20 protein-coding genes are annotated in these 21,460 nt (G+C 39.9%); 9 read left to right on the top strand and 11 right to left on the bottom strand.

Going from position 1 to position 21,460, the window contains the following annotated elements:
* Positions 1-365: 365 nt before the first annotated feature.
* On the top strand, positions 366-1,718 hold the full coding sequence (locus PSH41_RS07215) for a sodium-dependent transporter (RefSeq protein ID WP_121637167.1): 1,353 nt from the start codon (positions 366-368) through the stop codon (positions 1,716-1,718).
* A gap of 101 nt (positions 1,719-1,819) precedes the next feature.
* On the opposite strand, the gene PSH41_RS07210 is transcribed toward PSH41_RS07215, so the two are convergent.
* Both PSH41_RS07210 and PSH41_RS07205 read right to left on the bottom strand, forming a co-directional pair.
* Positions 1,820-2,269, bottom strand: a complete 450-nt coding sequence (locus tag PSH41_RS07210; protein ID WP_273588997.1) for a GNAT family N-acetyltransferase — start codon at positions 2,267-2,269, stop codon at positions 1,820-1,822.
* Between the two features lie 58 nt (positions 2,270-2,327).
* Entirely contained in the window at positions 2,328-3,071 is a 744-nt protein-coding gene (locus PSH41_RS07205) for a sporulation protein (protein WP_029773443.1), read from the bottom strand.
* 266 nt (positions 3,072-3,337) lie between these two features.
* On the opposite strand from PSH41_RS07205, the gene PSH41_RS07200 reads away from it, so the two are divergent.
* Positions 3,338-4,912, top strand: a complete 1,575-nt coding sequence (locus PSH41_RS07200; RefSeq protein WP_273588998.1) for a cation:proton antiporter family protein — start codon at positions 3,338-3,340, stop codon at positions 4,910-4,912.
* A gap of 405 nt (positions 4,913-5,317) precedes the next feature.
* Positions 5,318-5,539: a DUF3820 family protein gene (locus PSH41_RS07195; RefSeq protein WP_138577502.1), complete on the top strand. Its 222-nt coding sequence runs from the start codon at positions 5,318-5,320 to the stop codon at positions 5,537-5,539.
* A 312-nt stretch (positions 5,540-5,851) separates the two neighbouring features.
* Here the strand turns inward: PSH41_RS07195 and PSH41_RS07190 are convergent, their stop codons facing one another.
* The 6 genes from PSH41_RS07190 to ilvY all read right to left on the bottom strand — a co-directional run bounded on the left by PSH41_RS07190 (position 5,852) and on the right by ilvY (position 11,259).
* Positions 5,852-7,099 (bottom strand): ATP-binding protein, encoded by a 1,248-nt coding sequence (locus PSH41_RS07190; protein ID WP_273588999.1) that lies wholly within the window; start codon positions 7,097-7,099, stop codon positions 5,852-5,854.
* 23 nt (positions 7,100-7,122) lie between these two features.
* Complete coding sequence (locus tag PSH41_RS07185) at positions 7,123-7,815, bottom strand: response regulator (protein WP_273589000.1); 693 nt, start codon at positions 7,813-7,815, stop codon at positions 7,123-7,125.
* A 14-nt stretch (positions 7,816-7,829) separates the two neighbouring features.
* A complete protein-coding gene (locus PSH41_RS07180) occupies positions 7,830-8,198 on the bottom strand; it encodes a DUF3019 domain-containing protein (protein WP_036963332.1) in 369 nt (122 codons plus the stop codon).
* Positions 8,199-8,211: 13 nt separating this feature from the next.
* Positions 8,212-9,075: a MipA/OmpV family protein gene (locus PSH41_RS07175; RefSeq protein WP_282451978.1), complete on the bottom strand. Its 864-nt coding sequence runs from the start codon at positions 9,073-9,075 to the stop codon at positions 8,212-8,214.
* Between the two features lie 110 nt (positions 9,076-9,185).
* Positions 9,186-10,232 carry a GGDEF domain-containing protein gene (locus PSH41_RS07170; protein WP_004587362.1) on the bottom strand — a complete coding sequence of 349 codons (1,047 nt, stop codon included), beginning with the start codon at positions 10,230-10,232 and terminating at the stop codon, positions 9,186-9,188.
* Between the two features lie 121 nt (positions 10,233-10,353).
* Positions 10,354-11,259, bottom strand: a complete 906-nt coding sequence (gene ilvY / locus PSH41_RS07165; RefSeq protein ID WP_273589001.1) for an HTH-type transcriptional activator IlvY — start codon at positions 11,257-11,259, stop codon at positions 10,354-10,356.
* 139 nt (positions 11,260-11,398) lie between these two features.
* Here ilvY and ilvC point away from each other — a divergent pair, with 139 nt between their 5' ends.
* From ilvC to PSH41_RS07150, 3 genes are all read left to right on the top strand, one after another.
* Entirely contained in the window at positions 11,399-12,871 is a 1,473-nt protein-coding gene (gene ilvC / locus PSH41_RS07160) for a ketol-acid reductoisomerase (RefSeq protein WP_273586184.1), read from the top strand.
* A 164-nt stretch (positions 12,872-13,035) separates the two neighbouring features.
* Entirely contained in the window at positions 13,036-14,955 is a 1,920-nt protein-coding gene (locus tag PSH41_RS07155) for a methyl-accepting chemotaxis protein (protein ID WP_273589002.1), read from the top strand.
* Positions 14,956-15,034: 79 nt separating this feature from the next.
* A complete protein-coding gene (locus PSH41_RS07150; protein ID WP_273589003.1) occupies positions 15,035-16,213 on the top strand; it encodes a tetratricopeptide repeat protein in 1,179 nt (392 codons plus the stop codon).
* Here the strand turns inward: PSH41_RS07150 and PSH41_RS07145 are convergent.
* The gene (locus PSH41_RS07145) at positions 16,199-16,513 is read right to left on the bottom strand and encodes a GIY-YIG nuclease family protein (protein WP_004587367.1); all 315 of its coding nucleotides are present in this window, start codon (positions 16,511-16,513) and stop codon (positions 16,199-16,201) included. The genes PSH41_RS07150 and PSH41_RS07145 overlap by 15 nt on opposite strands.
* Before the next feature lie 107 nt (positions 16,514-16,620).
* Here PSH41_RS07145 and PSH41_RS07140 point away from each other — a divergent pair, with 107 nt between their 5' ends.
* Positions 16,621-16,980 (top strand): outer membrane protein assembly factor BamE, encoded by a 360-nt coding sequence (locus PSH41_RS07140; protein WP_004587368.1) that lies wholly within the window; start codon positions 16,621-16,623, stop codon positions 16,978-16,980.
* A 64-nt stretch (positions 16,981-17,044) separates the two neighbouring features.
* Here the strand turns inward: PSH41_RS07140 and PSH41_RS07135 are convergent, their stop codons facing one another.
* Both PSH41_RS07135 and PSH41_RS07130 read right to left on the bottom strand, forming a co-directional pair.
* Positions 17,045-17,362: an RnfH family protein gene (locus PSH41_RS07135; RefSeq protein ID WP_029773434.1), complete on the bottom strand. Its 318-nt coding sequence runs from the start codon at positions 17,360-17,362 to the stop codon at positions 17,045-17,047.
* Entirely contained in the window at positions 17,362-17,799 is a 438-nt protein-coding gene (locus PSH41_RS07130) for a type II toxin-antitoxin system RatA family toxin (RefSeq protein WP_055253005.1), read from the bottom strand. Before PSH41_RS07130 ends, PSH41_RS07135 begins: the two co-directional genes overlap by 1 nt.
* 145 nt (positions 17,800-17,944) lie before the next feature.
* On the opposite strand from PSH41_RS07130, the gene smpB reads away from it, so the two are divergent.
* Positions 17,945-18,424 carry an SsrA-binding protein SmpB gene (gene smpB / locus PSH41_RS07125; protein WP_004587371.1) on the top strand — a complete coding sequence of 160 codons (480 nt, stop codon included), beginning with the start codon at positions 17,945-17,947 and terminating at the stop codon, positions 18,422-18,424.
* Positions 18,425-18,802: 378 nt separating this feature from the next.
* Positions 18,803-21,394 carry a TonB-dependent receptor gene (locus PSH41_RS07120; protein ID WP_096042063.1) on the top strand — a complete coding sequence of 864 codons (2,592 nt, stop codon included), beginning with the start codon at positions 18,803-18,805 and terminating at the stop codon, positions 21,392-21,394.
* The last annotated feature ends 66 nt before the right edge of the window (positions 21,395-21,460 follow it).

The following is a 21,460-nucleotide window of genomic DNA, read 5'->3' as shown; positions in this document are numbered from 1 at the left end:
CTACGTAAAAACCGAGTAACAAAGAGTAAATAGCCCCTAGGCAGAACCCTTAGGGCAGCGCCTGTTTGGCATTTATACGTCGTTATCGCCTATTTATGGGGAACAACCACACTACATAGGCTCTGCCTTGCCTAAACACCAAACAGACTGCTGCAAATTTAACCTCGAAAGGTAAACAGGCCCTAAAATTTATTACACAAAATCAACTCCTTATTCTAAACCTGTTGATAACATTAATTAAATGCATCGCATGATAGACACACCAGACGATAATTATTGTCACAATTGGGCAAATAAGTACTTTTTATTTATTTGCAATTCCAGTAGATTGTCAGCGCCGTCAAAAAATAGAGAAGTACAACAATATGAGCGCAGTTAGAGGTGAGTTTAGCTCTCGCTTTGGATTTATAATGGCCGCCGCAGGCTCTGCAGTAGGTTTAGGTAATATTTGGGGGTTTCCTACCCAAACAGCAAGTAATGGTGGTGCCGCTTTTTTAGTCGCTTATTTGGTACTTGCGTTCTTTTTAGCATACCCCGCACTTATGGCTGAGCTTATAATTGGCCGCCACGGACAAGCTAATGCGGTGTCTTCTTTAACAAAAATAACATCACACGCGTGGCAAAAGCGTTTTGCTTTTATCGTGGGTTTTGGCGGGATTTTATGTGCGGGCTTTATTTTAAGTTTTTATGCCATTGTGGCAGGCTGGATGCTCAGCGCAACAATTGAACCTATCACTACATTAGCTGGTGCAAATCAAGCTTCAACGTGGTTAAGTGAGCAGTCACTTACACGAAACATCATTTTTACAGTGGTATTTATCATACTCACCGTGGCTATTATTAGTCGTGGCGTAGAAAACGGCATAGAAAAATGGTCTAAGCGTCTGATGCCTGCGCTTTTAGGTATTTTATTTGCCCTAATTGCTTACGTTATGACCCAAGAAGGTGCTATGCAAGGGCTTAAAGCCTATTTAGTGCCTGATTTTTCATCTATATTTGATGCAAATTTACTCGTAAGTGCACTCGGCCAAGCGTTTTTCTCTTTGTCATTAGGCACCAGTGTGATGATTATTTATGGCTCTTACATAAGTAAAAAAGAAAACCTAGTCACGCTAGGCGCATATGTAACATTAATTGATGTGTTTATCGCGTTTGTAGCGGGCCTTTTAATTATACCAGCCATGTATGTCGCACAAGCTCATGGCGTAGAAATTTTTTCATCTACAGGCAAACTTCTCTCTGAAGACACACTGGTGTTTCAAGTGCTACCTGCATTGTTTGATGGTATGGGCTCTGTGGGTTTATTTATAGGCTTTGCATTTTTTGCCCTAATGAGTATAGCCGCACTTACCTCCTCTATTTCAATGTTAGAGGCGCCGGTATCGTATACTGTGGAGCGCTTTGCAATGAGCCGCCTGCAGGCAACATGGCTAATAGGCGCGCTAATAAGCGCAGTAAGCATTACCATAGTATGTAACTTAGGAAGCTTATTTGGTTTAGTGATCACCCTAACAACTAAAGTTGCTCAGCCTTTACTTGGCTTAATGTGTTGTATTTTTGTTGGCTGGATTTGGTACCGTGGCTCACTACTAAAAGCAATACAGCAAGGTAACCCTGAGGTTCATAACACACTATTTTGGAAAGTATGGCCTGTATACACTAAGTTTGTGTGCCCTATAGCTATTGGTGCTGTGTTTTTACATTCGGTGTTAAGTTAAAACGTTATTTTTAACTAACCCGAGTTCAAGTTAAGTACTAAATTAAGCAAAGCCCACGCGTTAAGTGGGCTTTTTAATAGCTTAAATTTACTCGTAATAAATTAGCTTAGTGTATTTAACACCATATCTTGATGAGGGATGCCATCTTCTAGGTATTGCTCCCCTACTTCTGTAAAGCCAAAAGAGCGATAAAATGCTAATAAATAGGTTTGTGCGCCTATATAAATATGACGCTCTGGCCACTGCTTTTTACAACATGCTATGGCCGCATTTACAAGCTCAGTAGCCCGCCCTTTACCTCGCTCACTTTTGCAAACCAGTACACGGCCTATTGCACTGTACTGCTCATTTTTTTCATAGCAGCGGGCATAAGCTAATAAACTATTATCTGCAATTGCATATAAATGCTGAGTACTAGGGTTAAAGTCTACTTCATCAAGCTCAGGGTAAGGGCATGTTTGCTCTACTACAAATACATCAACACGACCTCGCATTATCGTAAATAAAGTACGCGTATCAAGCGCATCAAAATGCGCACATTTAAACGACATATAAAATCCTAAAATAAAAAACCCAGCCTAAGCTGGGTTTAGTTAAATTACGCATCACTTAGGCAAACAAACGCTCTAATTGGTCGCACAACTGCGATAAATTCACATGGTCGTGCTCTATGGTTAAATCAACATAACCATCGCCTCTAAATGCTCTATCCAGCTCAATTAAAACATGCGTTTTGTGTGCTTCTGGTACAAACGATAATTCAATTTCTTGAATACCAAATAAGCTGCGGCTATTAGGCTTGTACTCTAACTCTTGATAACACCCCGATACCGACTGAAAAGTAGGCGCACGTAAATGGCCTTTTTCAACATCAGCTTTTAATAAACTAAACCCTAATTTATCCATTGCTTGCATACAGGTTTTAACAGCTTCGTTAGGGTAAATATGCAAGTGGTCTTTATCTGTAGGGTCTAGTGCTAAATCAATATCAAGGCCTGTTTCAATCCATACATGTGATTGGTTGTAACCGGCATTAATTTCAGTAATTGGCGTTTCTGGATGAAGGCGCGCTTCAAATGGAATACTTTTAACTTCACCTGGCTCAATGGTGCCTATGTCGGTTATACGCCACTGATCAATTACGTGATTAGTAAAGTACTCACCTTCTTCGCCATCAACTTTAACGCGAGTCATTAAAAACAAATCAAGGCCAGCAATTTCTTGAGCCACATCGCCTGCAGTTATAACGATATTAGCGTTAAAAAGTTGCCCTGGCTGAAGATGCTCAGTTTCTAAAATTGTATCTACTTTTGCAGCGCCAATACCTACCGACGCTAAAATCTTTTTAAACATATCTATCTCCTTAAGCTGAGCGGCTCAGTTTGTTGCTCAAGCTTAAACTCCTTCGTTAGAGCATCTTAACCATATTTAAAAGCCAATGTCAGTGAAAAAATGTTATTTACATGCTATTTACGATTAAATACGTGTTTAATGTGCATTTTTTATACGTAGCTGGGCAAGTAATTGATTAAACGCGCTCATTTTTAGGGCTATTTTTATTTTCAATGGTATAAAATTTTCGCTACACTGCAATCCCAAATGAAGTGATATTAAGAATTATGGAACTAATCTATTTTGCCGCCGCGTTTGTTTGTGGCTTTGGTGTTTATCAATTAAAACTTCCTCCCCTTATTGGCTTTTTACTTGCCGGTTTTGCATTAAATTTATCAGGCTATAAAAGCACCGAACTACTCGATACCATTGCGGCACTGGGTGTAACACTTCTTTTATTTAGTATTGGCTTAAAACTTAAAGTAAACAGCTTAATCAAGCCCCAAGTATGGGCACCCGCTACCCTACACATTATTTTTAGCAGTGCATTATTTAGTGGCTTTATGTTACTGCTAGGTATTTTTGCTGTGCCTATGTTTGTTGATTTAAGCTGGCAAAGTGCCTTATTAGTTGGGTTTGCGCTAAGCTTTTCAAGCACTGTATTTGCGGTAAAAGTACTTGAAGAGCGCGGTGAAATGGCAAGCCTACACGGAAAAATAGCCATTGGCATTTTAGTTATGCAGGATATTTTTGCGGTTATATTTTTAGCCATTAGCACCGGCAAAGTACCTAATATGTGGGCTCTTGCTTTAATTATTGCACTCCCTTTAGTGCGCCCACTTATGTATGCAGTGCTTAACCACTCTAAACATGGTGAGCTATTGCCGTTATTTGGCTTTTTCTTTGCGTTGGTAGCCGGTTATAACGCTTTTGATTTTGCAGGTTTAAAGGGCGATTTAGGCGCGCTCATTATGGGGATGATGTTTGCGCCACATAAAAAGGCGGGAGAGCTTTCAAAGTCGCTGCTTAATTTAAAAGATATTTTGCTGGTCGGTTTTTTCTTAAGCATTGGTTTAAACGCAGAGCTTACAGCGAATTCATTAATTGTAGCGTTAATCCTTATATTTGTGCTGCCAGTTAAAACCTTACTTTATTATGTGTTTACGAATACCTTTAAGCTCAGAGCACGCACCTCGTTACTCACTGCATTTAGCCTTGCTAATTTTAGTGAGTTTGGCCTTATTGTGTGTGCTGTGGCAGCCTCTACAGGCATGATCACCTCAGAGTGGCTGGCGGTAATGGCTATTGCGGTGTCTATTACCTTTGTTATTGCATCGCCTCTTAATAAACGCTCAAACGAGTTATACGTAAAAATTGAGCGCTGGTTATTAAAATTCGAAAGCAAAACCCGCTTAGCTGAAGAGCTACCCGTTAATCTAAACGACACTAAAATCGTTATATTTGGTATGGGACGCATAGGTACAGGTGCATACGAAACAATAAATGCGACTCACCCTAATGTAGTGGCGGGCATTGATATTAAACCAGAGGTGGTAGAAAAACATATTAAACGCAATAGAAAGGTACTCCTTGCCGATGCCACCGACCCTGACTTTTGGCAGCGCGTTAACCACTCTCATGTTGAAATGGTGATGTTAGCTATGCCAAAGCATATGCAAAATATTTTTGCACTAGAGCAATTACAAGCCTCAGGCTATAACGGCCAAGTAACAGCTATCGCCAATTACCCTGATCAACAAAAAGAGCTTGAACAAATGGGCGTAAACTCGACCTATAACTTTTATTTAGAAGCAGGAAGTGGTTTTGCCGAGCACGTAAAGCAAGAGCTATTCGAAAAATAGCACTTTTATACTAAACAATAAAAACAACCAAATGAAAACGCCTTATTTTTAATAAGGCTTTTTTATTAGTTTTAGTTTAAAAACTCATTTTATTTACATTCCTTTACATTACTTCTCTCTATCTGTAAAAAAAACAGATAAACTACCGGTGTTGTTTAAATAAACGCCTTCGCACCTATGTCGCATAATTAGACTCCAGCTAATTAATGCAAGGTAAGCATTTATTTATCAACACAAATTTATTCAATCAGAGGGCCTACTCCCTCGTTCAATAGGCTGTTTCTTGCCCGTCACAGCCTATTTTATTTCTGTTTACTTGCCCGCTTACCCAGCCGCTATTTAATGCGTTTATTATTAATAAGCAGTAGTATTACTATTATACGTTTTATCAATTACTGACTTATTATGGATACAGCCGAACTCAAGCTCGCTATTAATACAATTATGCCCTTTGGAAAATACGCAGGCAGACCCTTATTGCTTTTGCCAGAGCCCTACCTAGTGTGGTTTAAACAGCAAGGGTTTCCAGAAAGTAAACTCGGAGCGCAGCTTGCAATGATGTACGAGGTTAAATTAAACGGGCTTGAGCAAATGCTGATGCCCCTACTTAAAAAAAATAAAAAATAATTGAGAACTTTTTCCACGTAGCCGGGTCTACTATTTTGCTACTTGTTGATTTTGGTTTTTAACCACAAAAAGCGCCTTAGGCGCTTTTTTTATGTCTGGCGTTTTTAGGTAAGTTGCTTTTATACCAATCCGCATAATAAAGTGATCTATTTTGAGGATGGAAAAACGTGTTGATAGCTAAGCAAAAAATTTGCTATTTAGTTGTTCTCGGCAATTGCTCCTGCATTGCTCTACCTTCTGCATCCATGCAATCGTAAATGAGAATTTTTAACGTAGGTAGCGACACATTTGGCCCCACAAAATGATTAAATATTATTGTGGATAGGTATTAGGTAAGGTAACTATAAACTTAGCGCCACCAATCGATGAGTCAGTGATTGAATAGTGCCCTTTATGCCACGATACAATTTTTGCCACTATTGCTAAGCCTAAACCAAAGCCCCCTGTGCTTTTATCACGGCTTTTATCTAAACGAGTAAAAGGTTTAAATACGCTTTCTCTGTCGCTTTTTAAAATACCTTCTCCGTCATCTTCCACAATAAAGTAAATTGCATCACCCTGCGCTTTGAGTGTGACATCAACACGACTAACAGCGTACTTTAACGCATTGCCCACCAAGTTTTGCATTACACGCGCAATAAAGTGCGCATCACACTTGTACACTAGAGCCTGTGGTAACACCGCATTAAACTCTATGCCGCTTGCAAAATTTAGCTTATTAATGACCGATTGTGTTAAGGCAGCCAAATCAACGTCGCTTCTAGCTAAGCTTGGTTGCTGCGAATCAAGCCGAGCATATTCAAGCATTTCACACACAAGCGCTTCAAGTTCGCTTATATCTGCCTGCATATTAGTTAGGTAATGTTGCCCTTTTTCCGATTGCAGTGTTTCTTCTAACATGGCTATACCAAATTTTAATCGTGCAAGGGGCGTTCTAAATTCATGAGATACAGAGGAGGTCAGTTCTTGTTGCGCACTAAGAAGATGCTCTATGCGCTGCTGCATTACTTTTAGAGTATCAGTAACGGGTAAAAAAAACGATTTAGAAGGACTGCTTAAGTTAAAGTCTTGCGAGCCATCTACCGCTTCGCACGCATGGCTTAATTTAGAAAAATCACGCCATAGTAAAAAGCTCCACAGCCCCACAGGTAACCCTACAATAGCCAGTAACATTAAATACGGAATAACAGAGCTTTCAGGTGCTTTTATAACGCCTACAGGACCAATTTGAAGTAGTTTGTTATCACCAAGCTCAACATACCACACTATGCGCTGCTTTTTATCATACAGATACAGGTAATGGTTTTTATCTAATGAGGCTTGCTGCTTAAGGGGTAAAATAAGATCTTTGCGGGCAATAACTTGGCTTTCAAAGCTGTGTTTTAGCTTATCTAGACCATCATCGGTTTGCGATAATAACCAAAGTGCTTGGCCAAACTCATCATCTAACAGCACTTGCTGCTGCGTCTCTTCGTAAGGCCAAATTTGTTCTATAACACCACTAACAATAAATAAAGAAACAATGATATAAACATATAAACTTATAAATAGTTTGCCCATTATTCCTTATTTACCTTCATATATTATTTTTCCCAGGCGTCTGATACAAACAAGTAACCTTGCCCCCACACGGTTTTTATACGGTAAGGTTTATCGCTGTTATCACCTAGCTTTTTACGAATTCGTGACACGCGTACATCAACGGTACGGTCAAGCCCATCGTATTGACGACCAATCATATGTTGATGAACATGTTCACGGCTTAGTACTTCGCCTGCATTTGAGGCAAGTAGCCATAGTAACTCAAACTCATGCGATGTAAGTACTATTTCGTTTTCGTTTAATTTAACAATTCGGCTGGTTTTATCAATGACTAAATCACCAAACTGAATCTCTTCTGCGGCCTTAACCACGGGTTGCCCGCGACGCAGTAATGCATTTACACGCGCCAGTAAAACACGCGGTTCTGCAGGTTTTACCACATAGTCATCTGCGCCAAGCTCTAAGCCAATCACCTGATCAAAGTCTTCACCTTTTGCAGTAAGCATTAAAATTGGCAACGAAAACTTATCACGTACTTGTCGACATACGCTAAAGCCATCTTTACCTGGCAGCATAATATCTAAAATCATTAAATCAGCAGCGTTATTCTCAAGATAACTAAATACTTCATCACCACGGCTTAATACGTCTACTTCTAAGCCATTATGTTTAAGATAATCTTTTGTTAGTTGTTGTAAACCTAGGTCATCTTCAACAAGTAAAATTTTTGGCATGAGTTGCTCCTAAATTAAAAATAGCTCCATGGAGAGCGAAGCCTGCGCCTACTTTTTTTAGCATCAGCACTTTGCACTTCAACGTGTGTTTTAGCAATTAACACACCGGTATGAGGATTGATTAAGGAGTATATGGTCTCTACCTGAACACGCGCTTTATACTCAAACTCACCAACAGCCTGCTGTTGCCAGCATTTAATCAGTTTGTTTTGTTGGTACAGGCATGCATCGCTTGGCGATGGTTGCTGCCAATTAAACTTTAAATCGAGATCGCAAAACGCTTGCTGCTCAGACACAACACACACTTTGGGAGAGACCTTTAAAGACGCATTTTGCGCTACAACGGGAGGGCTAAACAGAAAAACTGTAAGCACAATCAACATTAAATACTTCATATTAAAAAGTATGATCGAATCCTATAAAAGCAGTCATTGAATAGTTACGTTCAAAAAGCGGACTGCCATCCATAGCTGAATAGTCGTAATATGCTACATGAAAACGAAGACTGTTAGCCTCACTCAATGGCCAACTGGCGTCGATTTTAGCATAAGGTTGCCAGCTACTACCAACGTCAATTTTACCTAATGAGGTTTCGTGTGCTTTTAAACCATAATAGTAGCTGTTTAATTCAGCTGATTTATAGTTAACCCCAAGCGTTGGCTTTAACTTTAAACGCCCTACTTCACTGTGGTACTGCCATTGTATAGCGCCCCGAGTACCGTTATAAACATTACTTATATCGTGTAATAACTGTATCGATAGCACATGGTTTTGCTGCACATAATGATAGCTTCCCCCGGCATCTAGGGCTAAATGGCGATTATCAATATTATCGATATTTATTTTTTTAGGCTGGGGATTATTTTGCGCTAATGCAGAAGCACCTGCGGTTGCTGGTAAAACAAAGAGGTTATTAGGATGCCAATCAATAAAAAAGCGTGACTCTGCGTTAAGTTCTGAAACGATATTAAAATGATGCTTTTGATTTTCTACAAGTGTGTAGCCAAGGCGACCATTATCGAAAAACCAGCGCTCGCCATAAAAAGCAATGCGTGGGATCACAGGGAGCGGGACGTTTTTTCCGCCATGCAGAGGGTTGGTAATAACACCCGCGCCGACACTTAGATTTACATGCCACTTTTTAACAGTAATATGTTGCTGCGCATACTCTTGTTCGTTATAGGCCTGCGAAGCTGTGCTAGGCACGCAAACAAGACACACCACAAAGCAAAAAATGTAAATAAAAGTATTGAGCCGCATTAACCTAATCTAAATGAGTAAATAAGTAAGTGACCCATACTAGCAAGGTAAGCACAAATGTGCGCCACCTGGTTACAATCATTCACAATTTTTATACATGCGTATCACATTTAAATGTCAGGGGCTATTTCAATACGGTTGCGACCATGTGTTTTAGCTATATATAAAGCTCGGTCGGCGCGCTCAATAAGTACCGAACCTTTCGTGAATGGACGTAAAATAGCGAGCCCAAAACTTGCAGAAATTGCACGTTTAGAATTTACATCGTCTTTTTTACGGATAGTTAATGAGGCAATATCTAAACGAATTTTATCAGCAAACACCATAATCTCGTTGATGCTGTCAAAATACCCGGTAATACAAAACTCCTCACCACCATAGCGGTAAACATTCAGGCTATCGGAAATATTTTGCGAAACTTTTTTGGCTACTAATTTAAGTACTTCATCGCCTTTTTGATGACCAAAATCGTCGTTAAAACGCTTAAAGTGGTCAATATCAAACATGATTAGTACCGCCAATACGCTCTCGTCAGCTTGCTCTGAATAGGTTTGACAAAACTGCTGAATATCATCATCAAACTTTCTTCTATTAAAAAAGCCTGTCAGGGGGTCTGTATCAGCTGCTTCTTGAGAAAGGTTAAGTGCTTCTTTTAAATCTTTAATTTCGTTATAGGCTACCGCAAGCTTAGTTTGAAATTCTCGCGCATAGTCTTGCATAGCCACCGACTCGTCGGTTAAGCGTTCAACACAACCGAGTATTTCATTAAACGAATTTACATTAGCTAAACTTGCCAACTCATTTTGAGAATCTACCAACGACGTGGTAAAGCTTTTAGAATGATCGAGGGTAACGCTTATATCATGCTGTACTTGCTCCATAGTGCCATGGAAGCGATCAGCCATTTCTTGAAAAAACACTAAGTCATCTTCGCTTAAATGCTTATCAAAAATTTCTTTTGCTTTATTTTGAGTACATGTTTGTTGCTCAGCAATGACGTGATCAAGCTCAGCATTTAATGCTGGCTTACTGCCTTGTACATAGCAATACCAAATAGCGTAATTGATAGGCGTTACCGGCATTCGGTATTTTACCATCAGAGGAATTGCTTTTTTTAAACATTGAGCAGAATGAGCGAGCGATACAGCATGATCCATAATTATTATAAACTCTCGTGCGTCATTATTTTTTATTATTAAGCTTTCATGTTAAGTAATAGTAAACTCATACGCAACTGTTAATCATACTATTTACTGAATTATATTAATCGTTAAAAGCTTAAATAACATTTGCGCCTAAAGTTTGTGCAATATTCCATAATGCACTGATTGCAGGGTCGTTAAGTTCTTTTTTTAGCACCGCCAAACCAATATCAAACCCTTCTGGCTGGTAATTTTCACTGGGCAGTACGTGTACCTTGTCTTGTAGCGGACTATTATCTAGCACTATTTTGGGAACCATGGCGACACCTAATCCTAGGCTCACCATAGACACCATAGCTTCGTGCCCTGCTACTTGTGCATAAATTTTTCCATGCACATTATTTTTCCGCCACCACTGCTCTAACCGCTGCCTAGAAAAACCTTGCTCAGGTACAATAAACTCCAGTTCTGACCAATCAATATGTGAGGCGTTTTTCGCTATTTTTTCGCTGATCGGGCATTGAATTTTAGGTCCAATAAGAACCAGTGGAGAGTGACCTATATTAACAAAAGCAATTTGGGCAGGCAGTTTACTTGGCCGTGCAGCAATAGCCATTGATTCATGGGCATCCAGTACTCGGTTTATTGCCAACGCCGGATCGCCGGTATTTAGCGTTATTTCTATATGCTGATGCTGCGCGCGGAGTTGTTCTAATATTTGATGCAAAAAACTATACGAGGCGGTGACTGAGCAATAAATACTCACATTACCGTAAATATGCTGGGTTGGGTCTTTCACATTCGCTTTAAAGCGCTGCCAATTAGCCAGTGTAGAGGTGGCGTAATCAATAAACGACTCCCCTTCTTTAGTTAATTTTACACTTCGGTTATCGCGTATAAATAAAGCAACGCCGACCTCATCTTCAAGCTGCTTAATATTACGACTTAAAGTAGGTGCACTTATATGGCACAGCTCGCTCGCCCTGGCAAAATGGAGCGTTTTAGCTAACGCTAAAAAGTAATTTAAATGCTTATGATCCATTACATGCCTCTACGTTTCATTTTTTGAAATACTTTAGTGCAAATATATCATTTTACGCAAGCAAAGTTTTTTTTTATGGTGTGTTTAAGCAAAGCAAATACGCTTTGCATCTAACAAACACGAATTATAGGACACTAACATGGCGAATTATTTTAATACCTTACCTTTACGCGAGCAGCTAGCTCAATTAGCGCAATGTGAATTTATGGACCCAAGTGAATTTACCGAGGGTGTTGATGCACTTAAAGGTAAAAAGCTGGTTATTGTTGGCTGTGGCGCACAAGGTCTTAACCAAGGTTTAAACTTACGTGACTCAGGCCTAGATGTATCGTACACGTTACGTCAATCAGCAATTGATGAGCGTCGTCAGTCATACTTAAATGCATCTGAAAACGGTTTTACTGTAGGCACCTACGAAGAGCTAATTCCGAGCGCTGACGTAGTATTAAACCTAACACCAGATAAGCAACATACGGCCGTTGTAACTGCCATTATGCCTTTAATGAAACAAGGCTCTACACTTGCTTACTCGCACGGTTTTAATATTGTTGAAGAAGGCATGCAAATTCGTGAAGACATTACGGTAATCATGGTTGCTCCTAAGTGTCCTGGCTCTGAAGTTCGCGAAGAATACAAACGCGGCTTTGGTGTACCTACTCTTATTGCTGTTCACCCAGAAAATGACCCACAAGGTCACGGCTTAGCACAAGCTAAAGCCTACGCTGCGGGTACCGGTGGTCATCGTGCCGGTGTACTTAAGTCATCGTTTATCGCTGAAGTTAAATCAGACTTAATGGGCGAGCAAACAATTCTTTGTGGCATGTTACAAACCGGTTCAATTTTATGTTTTGATAAAATGATTGAAAAAGGCATTGATGCGGGTTACGCATCAAAACTAATTCAATACGGCTGGGAAGTAATTACCGAAGCCCTTAAATACGGCGGCGTTACTAACATGCTTGACCGTTTATCAAACCCTGCAAAAGTAAAAGCGTTTGAACTAAGCGAAGAACTTAAAGTTATTATGCGCCCGCTTTATAACAAGCACCAAGATGACATTATCGACGGTACTTTCTCACGCGTAATGATGGAAGATTGGGCAAACGACGATGCAAACTTACTAAAATGGCGTGCAGAAACTGCCGAAACTAACTTTGAAAAAACCCCTGCTGGTGATGTAGAAATCTCTGAGCAAGAGTTTTTCGATAACGGTATTTTAATGGTTGCTATGGTTAAAGCGGGCGTTGAGCTTGCATTTGAAACCATGACTGCAGCGGGCATTATTGACGAGTCGGCTTATTATGAGTCTTTACACGAAACACCGTTAATTGCCAACACAATAGCACGTAAAAAGTTATTCGAAATGAACCGTACTATTTCTGATACTGCAGAATACGGCTGTTACTTATACAACCATGCGTGTTTACCATTATTGGCCGATTTTATGAAAAACATCGACACCGATGTTATTGGTAAAGGCTTAAATGAGCAAAGTAACCAAGTAGATAACCAAACATTGATTCAAATTAACACTGCACTACGTGAGCACCCTGTTGAAATTGTTGGCGCTAGACTACGCGGCTACATGTCAGCAATGAAGAAAATTGTATAACTAGTTTCGCTTGTTAGAAACCAAGCCCACATGCATACGCTGTGGGCTTTTTCGTGCTAGTAATAATAAGAAGCGAGTATACCCTTTTAGATATATTGCAATAATTAGCGCTTAATTAATAATGTGCTAACATGGCTATCTACCTAGTTGTAAAGTTAAATAATATGACGATAAAAAACCTAACTATCACTCAAAAAATCACCATTTTAGGCAGTACCATTGCAATCTGTGTCGCTGCATTAATTGGTTTAACGTCTTTATATAGCTCTGAAGATATTATAGAACGACGTATGATTGAATCTGAGCTACCCAGCAAATTACATAGTATTAGTAATCAAATTGGTGGCGAAATAAACGAACTACTAGGTGCTGCACAGCAACTATCATCAAATGAATTTATCTTAGAGTGGGCGCGCTCAAATAACCAAGACGACACACTACTGCTTAAGGAATTAAACCGCGTAGCAAAGCAGTTTGATTTAGCAACGGCGTCGTGGGCTAACCGTGATACAGCACAATATTGGAACCAACACGGATTTTTACGCGTGCTTAAAAACGACGCGGCTGATGGGTGGTTTTTTGGCTTTACCAACTCAAATAATCCGTACTCAATCAGTATTTATCAAGAATCCCCGACTGATGTAAAAATGTTTGTAAATCATCAACAAACAAATGGGCTTGGATTAGCGGGGCTTGCAAAAAGCATCACCGACATGCAAAAGCTATTACAACAATTTAAAATTGAGCAAACTGGCTTTGTGTTTATTACAGATAAAAGCGGTTTAATTCAGTTACATAAAGATGCAAATAAAGTGGCTAAAGTAAACATAGACACACTTTATGGCAGTAATGTTCATAGTACTTTGTATAACCCTTCTGGTTTTGCAATTACAGAATTATCACTTAATAACGAAGCCACATTTTTAGCAGCCATGCCAATAGCCAATACCGACTTATACGTATTAGCCCAAGTACCTAAAAGTGAGGTGTTTGCGACAGTAGGTACATTGGAGTGGCAAATATTTACCTTTACGCTAGTGATAGCCCTCGTTGCTAGCATGCTAAGTTACTTGTTAGCACGTTCTTTAGCGTCACCGCTTTCGGATATGGCCGAGCTGTTCTCACGTTTAGGATCAGGCGATGCTAATTTAGCGTACCGTTTGCCAGAGTCTAATCAGCCAGAGCTAAACAATTTAAGCCATGGCTTTAACCAATTTATTCATAAAATTGAAACTGCCATAAAGCAAGTCGCCAACGAAAGTACAGAAATACGCCAAAGTTCTAATCATGTATTTGAACAAGCAAAAAACAACTCGCAGTCTATTGATAATCAAAAAGAGCAAACCATTTCGGTAGCTGCAGCCATTAACGAAATGGGCGCAACTGTACAAGAAATAGCACAAAGTGCGGCTAATGCAGCCAAGTTAACGCAAAGCAGTCAAGAAAACACCAGCCAAAGCCATCAGCAAGTACTGCAAAGCCAAGCTACAATTTCAGCGCTTGCCACTGACATTGACGGCATTACCGAACAAGTAACACTACTTTCTAAAAAAACAATTGATATAGCGAGTATTGTTGACTCTATTCGCGGCATTTCAGAGCAAACTAATTTACTGGCCTTAAACGCAGCCATCGAATCGGCACGGGCTGGTGAGCATGGTAGAGGCTTTGCAGTGGTGGCCGATGAAGTACGCGCGCTTGCTAATCGTACCTCGCAATCAACCACCGAAATTCAGTCAATGATTGAAGAGCTAACCACTATTTCTGAAGATGTAGTAAACGATATTAGTCAATCTAAGCAAAAAGCCCAACAAAGCGTAGGCGCAATGCAAAGCTCTGTTGAATTGCTTGATGCGATAAGCGAAACAGCAAATCAAATAAACGACATGGCTACCTTAATTGCCACCGCAACTGAGCAGCAAAGTAACGTGGTTGCTGATGTAGGACGTAATATTGAGCAAATAAGTGAAATTAGTGACCGTGCTATGAATGAGCAAATAAACACCGAGCAAGCAATTCGCGATTTAGCAAATAGCGCTCAAGCGCTTGATGCACTCGTAGCCACCTTTGAAAAACACCACTAAACACGTTTTGTAACACTTTAATAAACCACCTGCGCATATTGCATCTACACTTATAGATGTAATATGTTGGAGGTGGTTTATGAACATATCTTGTTTTAACGCATTATTACTAAGTAGCTGCTTATATTTAAGCGCATGTAACACCACGGTGCGTGAACCACCACCGCTTGCCCTTGCAAACCATCCAACATTTAACCGTATTAACGTTGAAACCAAGCAAGACATATTTAAGCTCGACAAAACAATCACTTCCCAACTTGATGCCCACTTAACCAGTAAGCGCAGCGCGCATTACTTAGCGAACAGTATTTTAAGTTTTTTATTAAAAAACGGCGATAACTCATTAACCTATCAAAGTGGCGCCACATTGAGTGCATCGCAAACCTACGCTAATTTAAATGCTAATTGCCTATCGTTATCGATATTAGCGTATAGCTTAGCTGATTATTTAGGTATAAAAGCGCGCTTTCAGAAAGTCCATATTCCTGAGTATTGGGCAATGAATAAAGGGGTTAATTTACTGACAGGGCATATTAATTTATCAATTGACAATGCGCTTATGCAAACAATACCAGCCACAATGGTTTATCAACGTGATAAACAGTTAACCATAGACTTCGACCCGAATATAAGAAAACAACGCTTTAAAACCAGCCCAATAAGCAAAGAGTTTGTTACGGCTATGTTTTATAACAATAAAGGCGCTCAAGCGTTAGTAAATAAAAATTATAATTTAGCTTATAGCTACTTTAGTGCCGCAGTTGAAGCCGCCCCATTATACAGTGGTGGCTGGGGAAATTTAGGTATTGTATTTAGGCAGCTTAATTATTTAAAAGAAGCTGAACAGGCATATAACTATGCATTATTGCTTGATAAAAATAACCATACTGCCATAGGTAATCTCGCTGTGCTGTACACCTTAAGTAACCGCGCTAAACAAGGTCAGCAAATGCTAAAACAGCTCAATAAAAAGCGCCAAGCTAACCCGTATTACCATATATCATTGGGTAATAGTGAACTGGTACTTAAAAATTACTCTCAAGCGATTAAGCATTTTAAAAGCGCTTATAAAATTGACGCTAAGTTACACGAAAGCCACTTTGGCCTTGCGCGAGCATATTATTTTACCGGCAATATAAAGCAGGCAACACATTATATGCGTTTAGCGGGTATAAACGCCGAGTTTAACTATGACAAAGCCCGCTATCGTAATAAATTAAAAGCATTAAAAAATGCCACAGCTTCACTTAGTCATTAGCTGTTGTACGTAGTGCTCTTTTTGGGCCCTACTTAATTTTTTAATTTGCCACTCTAACTTGCTGGCTTCGCTTTTTGAGCCCACCTTTTGTTGATGAATTAAAACTAAAGGGCCTTTGCCTTTTAAGTTTTTTGCGCCTTTACCCGCTTGATGCGTGGCTAAGCGCTTATCAACATTGGTTGTTATACCTGTATACCAGTGGCCTAAACGCGTTTGCACTATATACAAATACCACGTTGAGGGTACTTTGTGTGCTTTGCTTATATTTATACTTAAACTTTTTTGTGTGTTTGTGGTCAAAACGTTGCCCTAACCCTCGTAACTAAAAACAATTTCTTAAAAGGGTTTTACCTTCAGTGACTAATCGGTATCATGCAGATTATAAAAAATAAGGATCACAACTAACAATGCAGTCGTTAAAAACTTTTTCTCTTTGGCTTATCGTTGCTCTCACATTCAGCTCTTTAGCAGGTTGTTCTAGCTGGGTATATAGAATCAATATCCCACAGGGTAACTTTTTAGAGCAATCAGATGTAGATAAGCTTCGTGTAAACATGACACGAGAGCAAGTTATTTATGTATTAGGTCGTCCAATAGCAGAAGATGCGTTTGATAATAGTACCTGGCGTTATGTGTACAGCTTTAACAAAGGCCGCGATAATGAGCAGCATAAAGAGTTGCTGGTTAAATTTGAAAATGATCAACTAGTTGCTGTTTCGGGTGATTATGATCAACCAGAAAACTTTGATACTCCGCTAGAGCAGTAAACGCTTTAGTTATTAAAAAAAGGTGAGCATGGCTCACCTTTTTTATTTACTACATTAATAACCTTTATAAAGGACGCCCACCGGTAACTTTATTTGCTCGACCTTCCTCTTTTGCTTTTTCAGCACGCTTTCTTCGAGCATCTTTAGGGTCTGCAATTAGAGGACGATAAATTTCTATTCTGTCGCCATCTTTTAATTCGTAATGCGCTTTTACTGTTCTATTCCATACACCTAAAGTAAGCGCAGTTGGGTCTATTTCAGGGCACTTTTCAATGATCCCCGATTGAATAACAGCTTGTTCGGCTGTGGTTCCTTGCGCTACTTCCACCGTTAATGTGGTTGCTTTAGTCGGTAATGCAAAAACTATCTCAACGCTAATCATTATCTTGCTCCGTATACATCTTTTGCACGTTGCGTGAATGCACTAACCATATTTTTAGCTACATCATTAAATATTTTACCAAACGCCAATTCTATAAGCTTGCTAGAGAATTCAAATTCAAGCTTAAGCTCAACTTTACAAGCTTTTTTATCTAACGCTTGAAAATGCCAACGCCCTTTAAGAGTTTTAAATGGGCCATCAACCAGCCTTAATTGCACGGTTTGCTCGTCAATAAAGGTGTTTTCAGTGGTAAACCACTTTTTTATACCCGCCTTGGATATTTCTAAACTCGCGGTCATGTTATTATTGTGCTGCGAAACGATTTTAGAGTCTGAGCAATTAGGTAAAAACTGCGGATAAGCTTCTACATCATTAACTAGGTCAAACATCTCTTTAGTGCTGTACATAACCAGCGCACTTTTTTCTATTTGTGGCATACTCACTCCCAACTGTGTGGGCGAATTTTAGCAAGCTTTGCGCGTTTCCCCAAATTTTCATGGTCTTAAGTTCACCAGATTATTTTAAAGGCACATATAAAAAATCGATGTAAAACATCTCTTAATACGTATATTATAGGGCACTATGGCTAAGAACAAATCATCAAAATCGAACAGTAATACCATCGCGCTTAACAAAAAAGCGCGTCATGAGTATTTTTTACACGACAAGTTTGAAGCAGGTGTTGAACTACAGGGCTGGGAAGTAAAAAGTATCCGAGCTGGTAAGGTAAACATCTCAGAAACTTATATTCATCTTAAAAATGGCGAAGCTTTTTTATTAGGCAGTCAAATTCAGCCTTTAAATAGCGCCTCGACTCATGTTATTTGCGATCCAATGCGATACCGTAAACTGCTATTAAGCCGCAAAGAGCTTGATAGATTAGTCGGTGCCACTGAACGAGATGGCTACTCACTTGTTGCCACTGCCATGTATTGGAAAAAATGTTGGGTGAAACTTGAATTTCACTTAGCAAAAGGTAAAAAAATGCATGACAAACGTGAAGACGGCAAAAATAAAGATTGGTCGCGTGAGAAAGAACGCCTCATGAAACATAAAGTATAAACACAACGCCTAATTTATTTAGGCGTTTTTTTTAATTTCTCACCGGTTAAATATAAAACAACCTGTTCAAATTACCCTCAGCTTTATTTAATTCATCCCTGTGCGTGATATAAATAAATTATTACACTTTATTTATTTTTTTAATTTCTTTAGATGCCTGTCCATTTTAGTGCGCAAATTTTATGGTACAAAGCGAGTAATTTAGCCTTGTCTATCCCTTTTCGTTGTTTCTATTATTGAATATTTTTCCCTCAATACTCTACAAAAACTCATACTAAAATCGCAAAGGGTGTAGATTGATAACACTTAAGTTACATGATATTAATGTCAGCGCTTGTTAAGCAACTAAATTTATAACATATCAACAAGGACTTAAGGATGAAGCAATCAATTGCATTTACACCTAGCATAATTGCAGGTGCTACAATCGCACTTTCAGCAGGGTTTACAACAACAGCTTATGCTGCTGAAGAAGCAAAAAAAGTAGAACGCATTGAAGTAACAGGTTCGCGCATAAAACGCACCGATATCGAAGGGCCTTCGCCAGTACAATCTATTGGCAGAGCAGATATCGAAAACATGGGTTACGATAACCTTCAACAACTCCTCGAAAGAATGCCTGTGGCAGGCAGCGGTACTTTCTCAACACGCGGCAACAACCAAGATTCAACTGCAAATGGATCTGCCGCGGTCAGCCTACGTGGTTTAGGTGCTGATGCTACATTGGTACTAATCAACGGCCGCCGTGTGGCTATTAGTGCCTTTGCCGAAGGTATAACAAACTCATTTGTCGATATTAATAGTATTCCGGTATCGGCGATTGAACGCATTGATATTTTAAAAGATGGCGCATCAGCAATTTATGGCTCTGATGCAGTAGCGGGCGTAGTCAACGTTATTTTGAAAAAAGACATAGATGGCGTTGAACTAAACTTAGGCTACGGTGGTACCGATGGCCCTAATTACGAAGAAACAACAGCAAGTTTAGTATGGGGTACAACTAGCGAAAAAAGCAGCGCCTCAATTATTATTGATTATTTTAAAAACACCTCGCTTTCGTCAGATGAAATGGGCAGCTTAGGCACCGCTAATCAATCGCCTTATGGCGGCGAAGACTTTCGCTCTTCTCGTGGCTTTCCAGGCTACTTTTATGTTGATGGTGTAAAAACAATTGACCCAGATTGTCCTGCAGAAAACGCCACATCAAGCGGTAGTTGTTTATTTGATTACGGCCCATTTGGCTACATCGCCCCTGAGTCTGAGCGCGTAGGTGCTATTTCTCAATTTGAATACAATTTTGATAATGGTATTACCGGCTTTTTAGAAATGGCAGTGCAGCATAATACCTCAGTTGCAGCCGGTGCCCCTACTCCACTAGATGAAGATGCAGGTTTAACAGTACCCGCTAGCCACCCTAACAACCCGTTTGGTGAAGATATTCAAATTGGCCGTTACCGTACGGTTGATGCAGGCGCTCGCCAATGGGATATTGAATCAGACACACTTCGCTTTGTAGCTGGCCTAAGAGGCGAAATTAAGGAATGGAGCTGGGAAGCTGCAGTTCAAAAAGGCCGTAGTAAATCACTTCAAACAGGCGATCGCTCGCAAGGTTGGGTTCGCACCGACTTTTTACAACAAGAAATTGATGCCGGTAACTACAACCCATTTGGTGGCACCTATAACAGCCCAGAAGTCATTGACAGAATTACCACAAGCTTAGTTCGCCGCGGTGAGTCTCATATGACCTCATTCGACGCTAACATCTCTGGTGAAGCATTTAGCTTTGGTGATGATGTGGTTATGATGGCCGCGGGTATTGAATACCGTGAAGAAGATGTAACCGATACACCGGATGACCAATTTCAGCGCGGTTTAATTTTTGGTACTGAGTCTGTGTCTGCTGCAGCAGAGCGCGACCAATACGCAGCCTATGTGGAATTTTCAATCCCACTTGCTGAAAACCTAGAGCTACAACTCGCTGGCCGTTACGATGATTACAGCGACTTTGGTAATACAACAAACCCTAAAGTCGCTTTACGTTGGGCACCTACCGACGAAATAACCATTCGTGGTTCGTGGGCACAAGGGTTTAGAGCGCCATCGCTTGCACAAGTAGGTTTAGGTCCATCACAAGAAAGTCAGTTTTTTGTAGATACTTATCGCTGTGAAGCAACTGGCCTTGATTGTGACGCGCTAGATTACAACATTGAATTTGCTGGTAACCCTGACTTAGAAGCCGAAGAGTCAGAATCATGGAACGTTGGCTTTATTTGGGCACCTTCTGCTGAGTTTGGTTTAAGCGTAGATGTGTGGAGTATTACCCAAGATAATAAAATTGATGAACAAGAATTTGGCCCAATTTATAACTCTGAGTGTAATAACCAAGATAGCACGGTGTGTGTACGCTTAGCACCTAGTGGTGGTAATAGCTTAGGCACCATTCAAAAAATATACAGCACCTTTGAAAACGTCTCTTCGCAAGAAGTGTCAGGTGTTGATTTATCAGCAAATTACAACCATTCGCTGGATGATTTAGGCTTGCTTAAATTTAACTTAGAATGGGCGTACCAAAACAAGTTTGAAAAAGACGGCCGCGATTACACGGGTGAATACAATTACCCAGAGCACCGCTGGATTTTCTCTACTAACTGGGAAATTGGCCAATTTAATACCAACGTAAATATTAGCTACGTAGGCGAGTTTGAAGATACCCCAGATATAGACTTTGACGGTAACTTAGACTTTGATAGCAATACATCGCGTATGGTTGACTCGCAAGCACTGGTAGATTTACAAACATCTTACCGTGTAAGTGATGCAACTAAAGTGTCGCTTGGTGTAAATAACGTATTTGACGAAGAGCCACCATTTGCCATTGGTGATGGCGATGCCGACCTTTACGGGTATGCATCGGGTGTACACAACCCACGAGGTCGTTACTTCTACACTAAAGTAACCTTCTCGTTTTAATTTAATATAGCTCATTATTAAATGGGCTATGCTAAAAACAAAAAAACCGCCATATGGCGGTTTTTT

The sequence above is a fragment of the Pseudoalteromonas sp. CST2 genome (genome assembly GCF_028599385.1).
Lineage (GTDB): Bacteria > Pseudomonadota > Gammaproteobacteria > Enterobacterales > Alteromonadaceae > Pseudoalteromonas > Pseudoalteromonas atlantica.
Note: the sequence above shows the minus strand (reverse complement) of the source record. Positions and strands in the feature narration are given on the sequence as shown.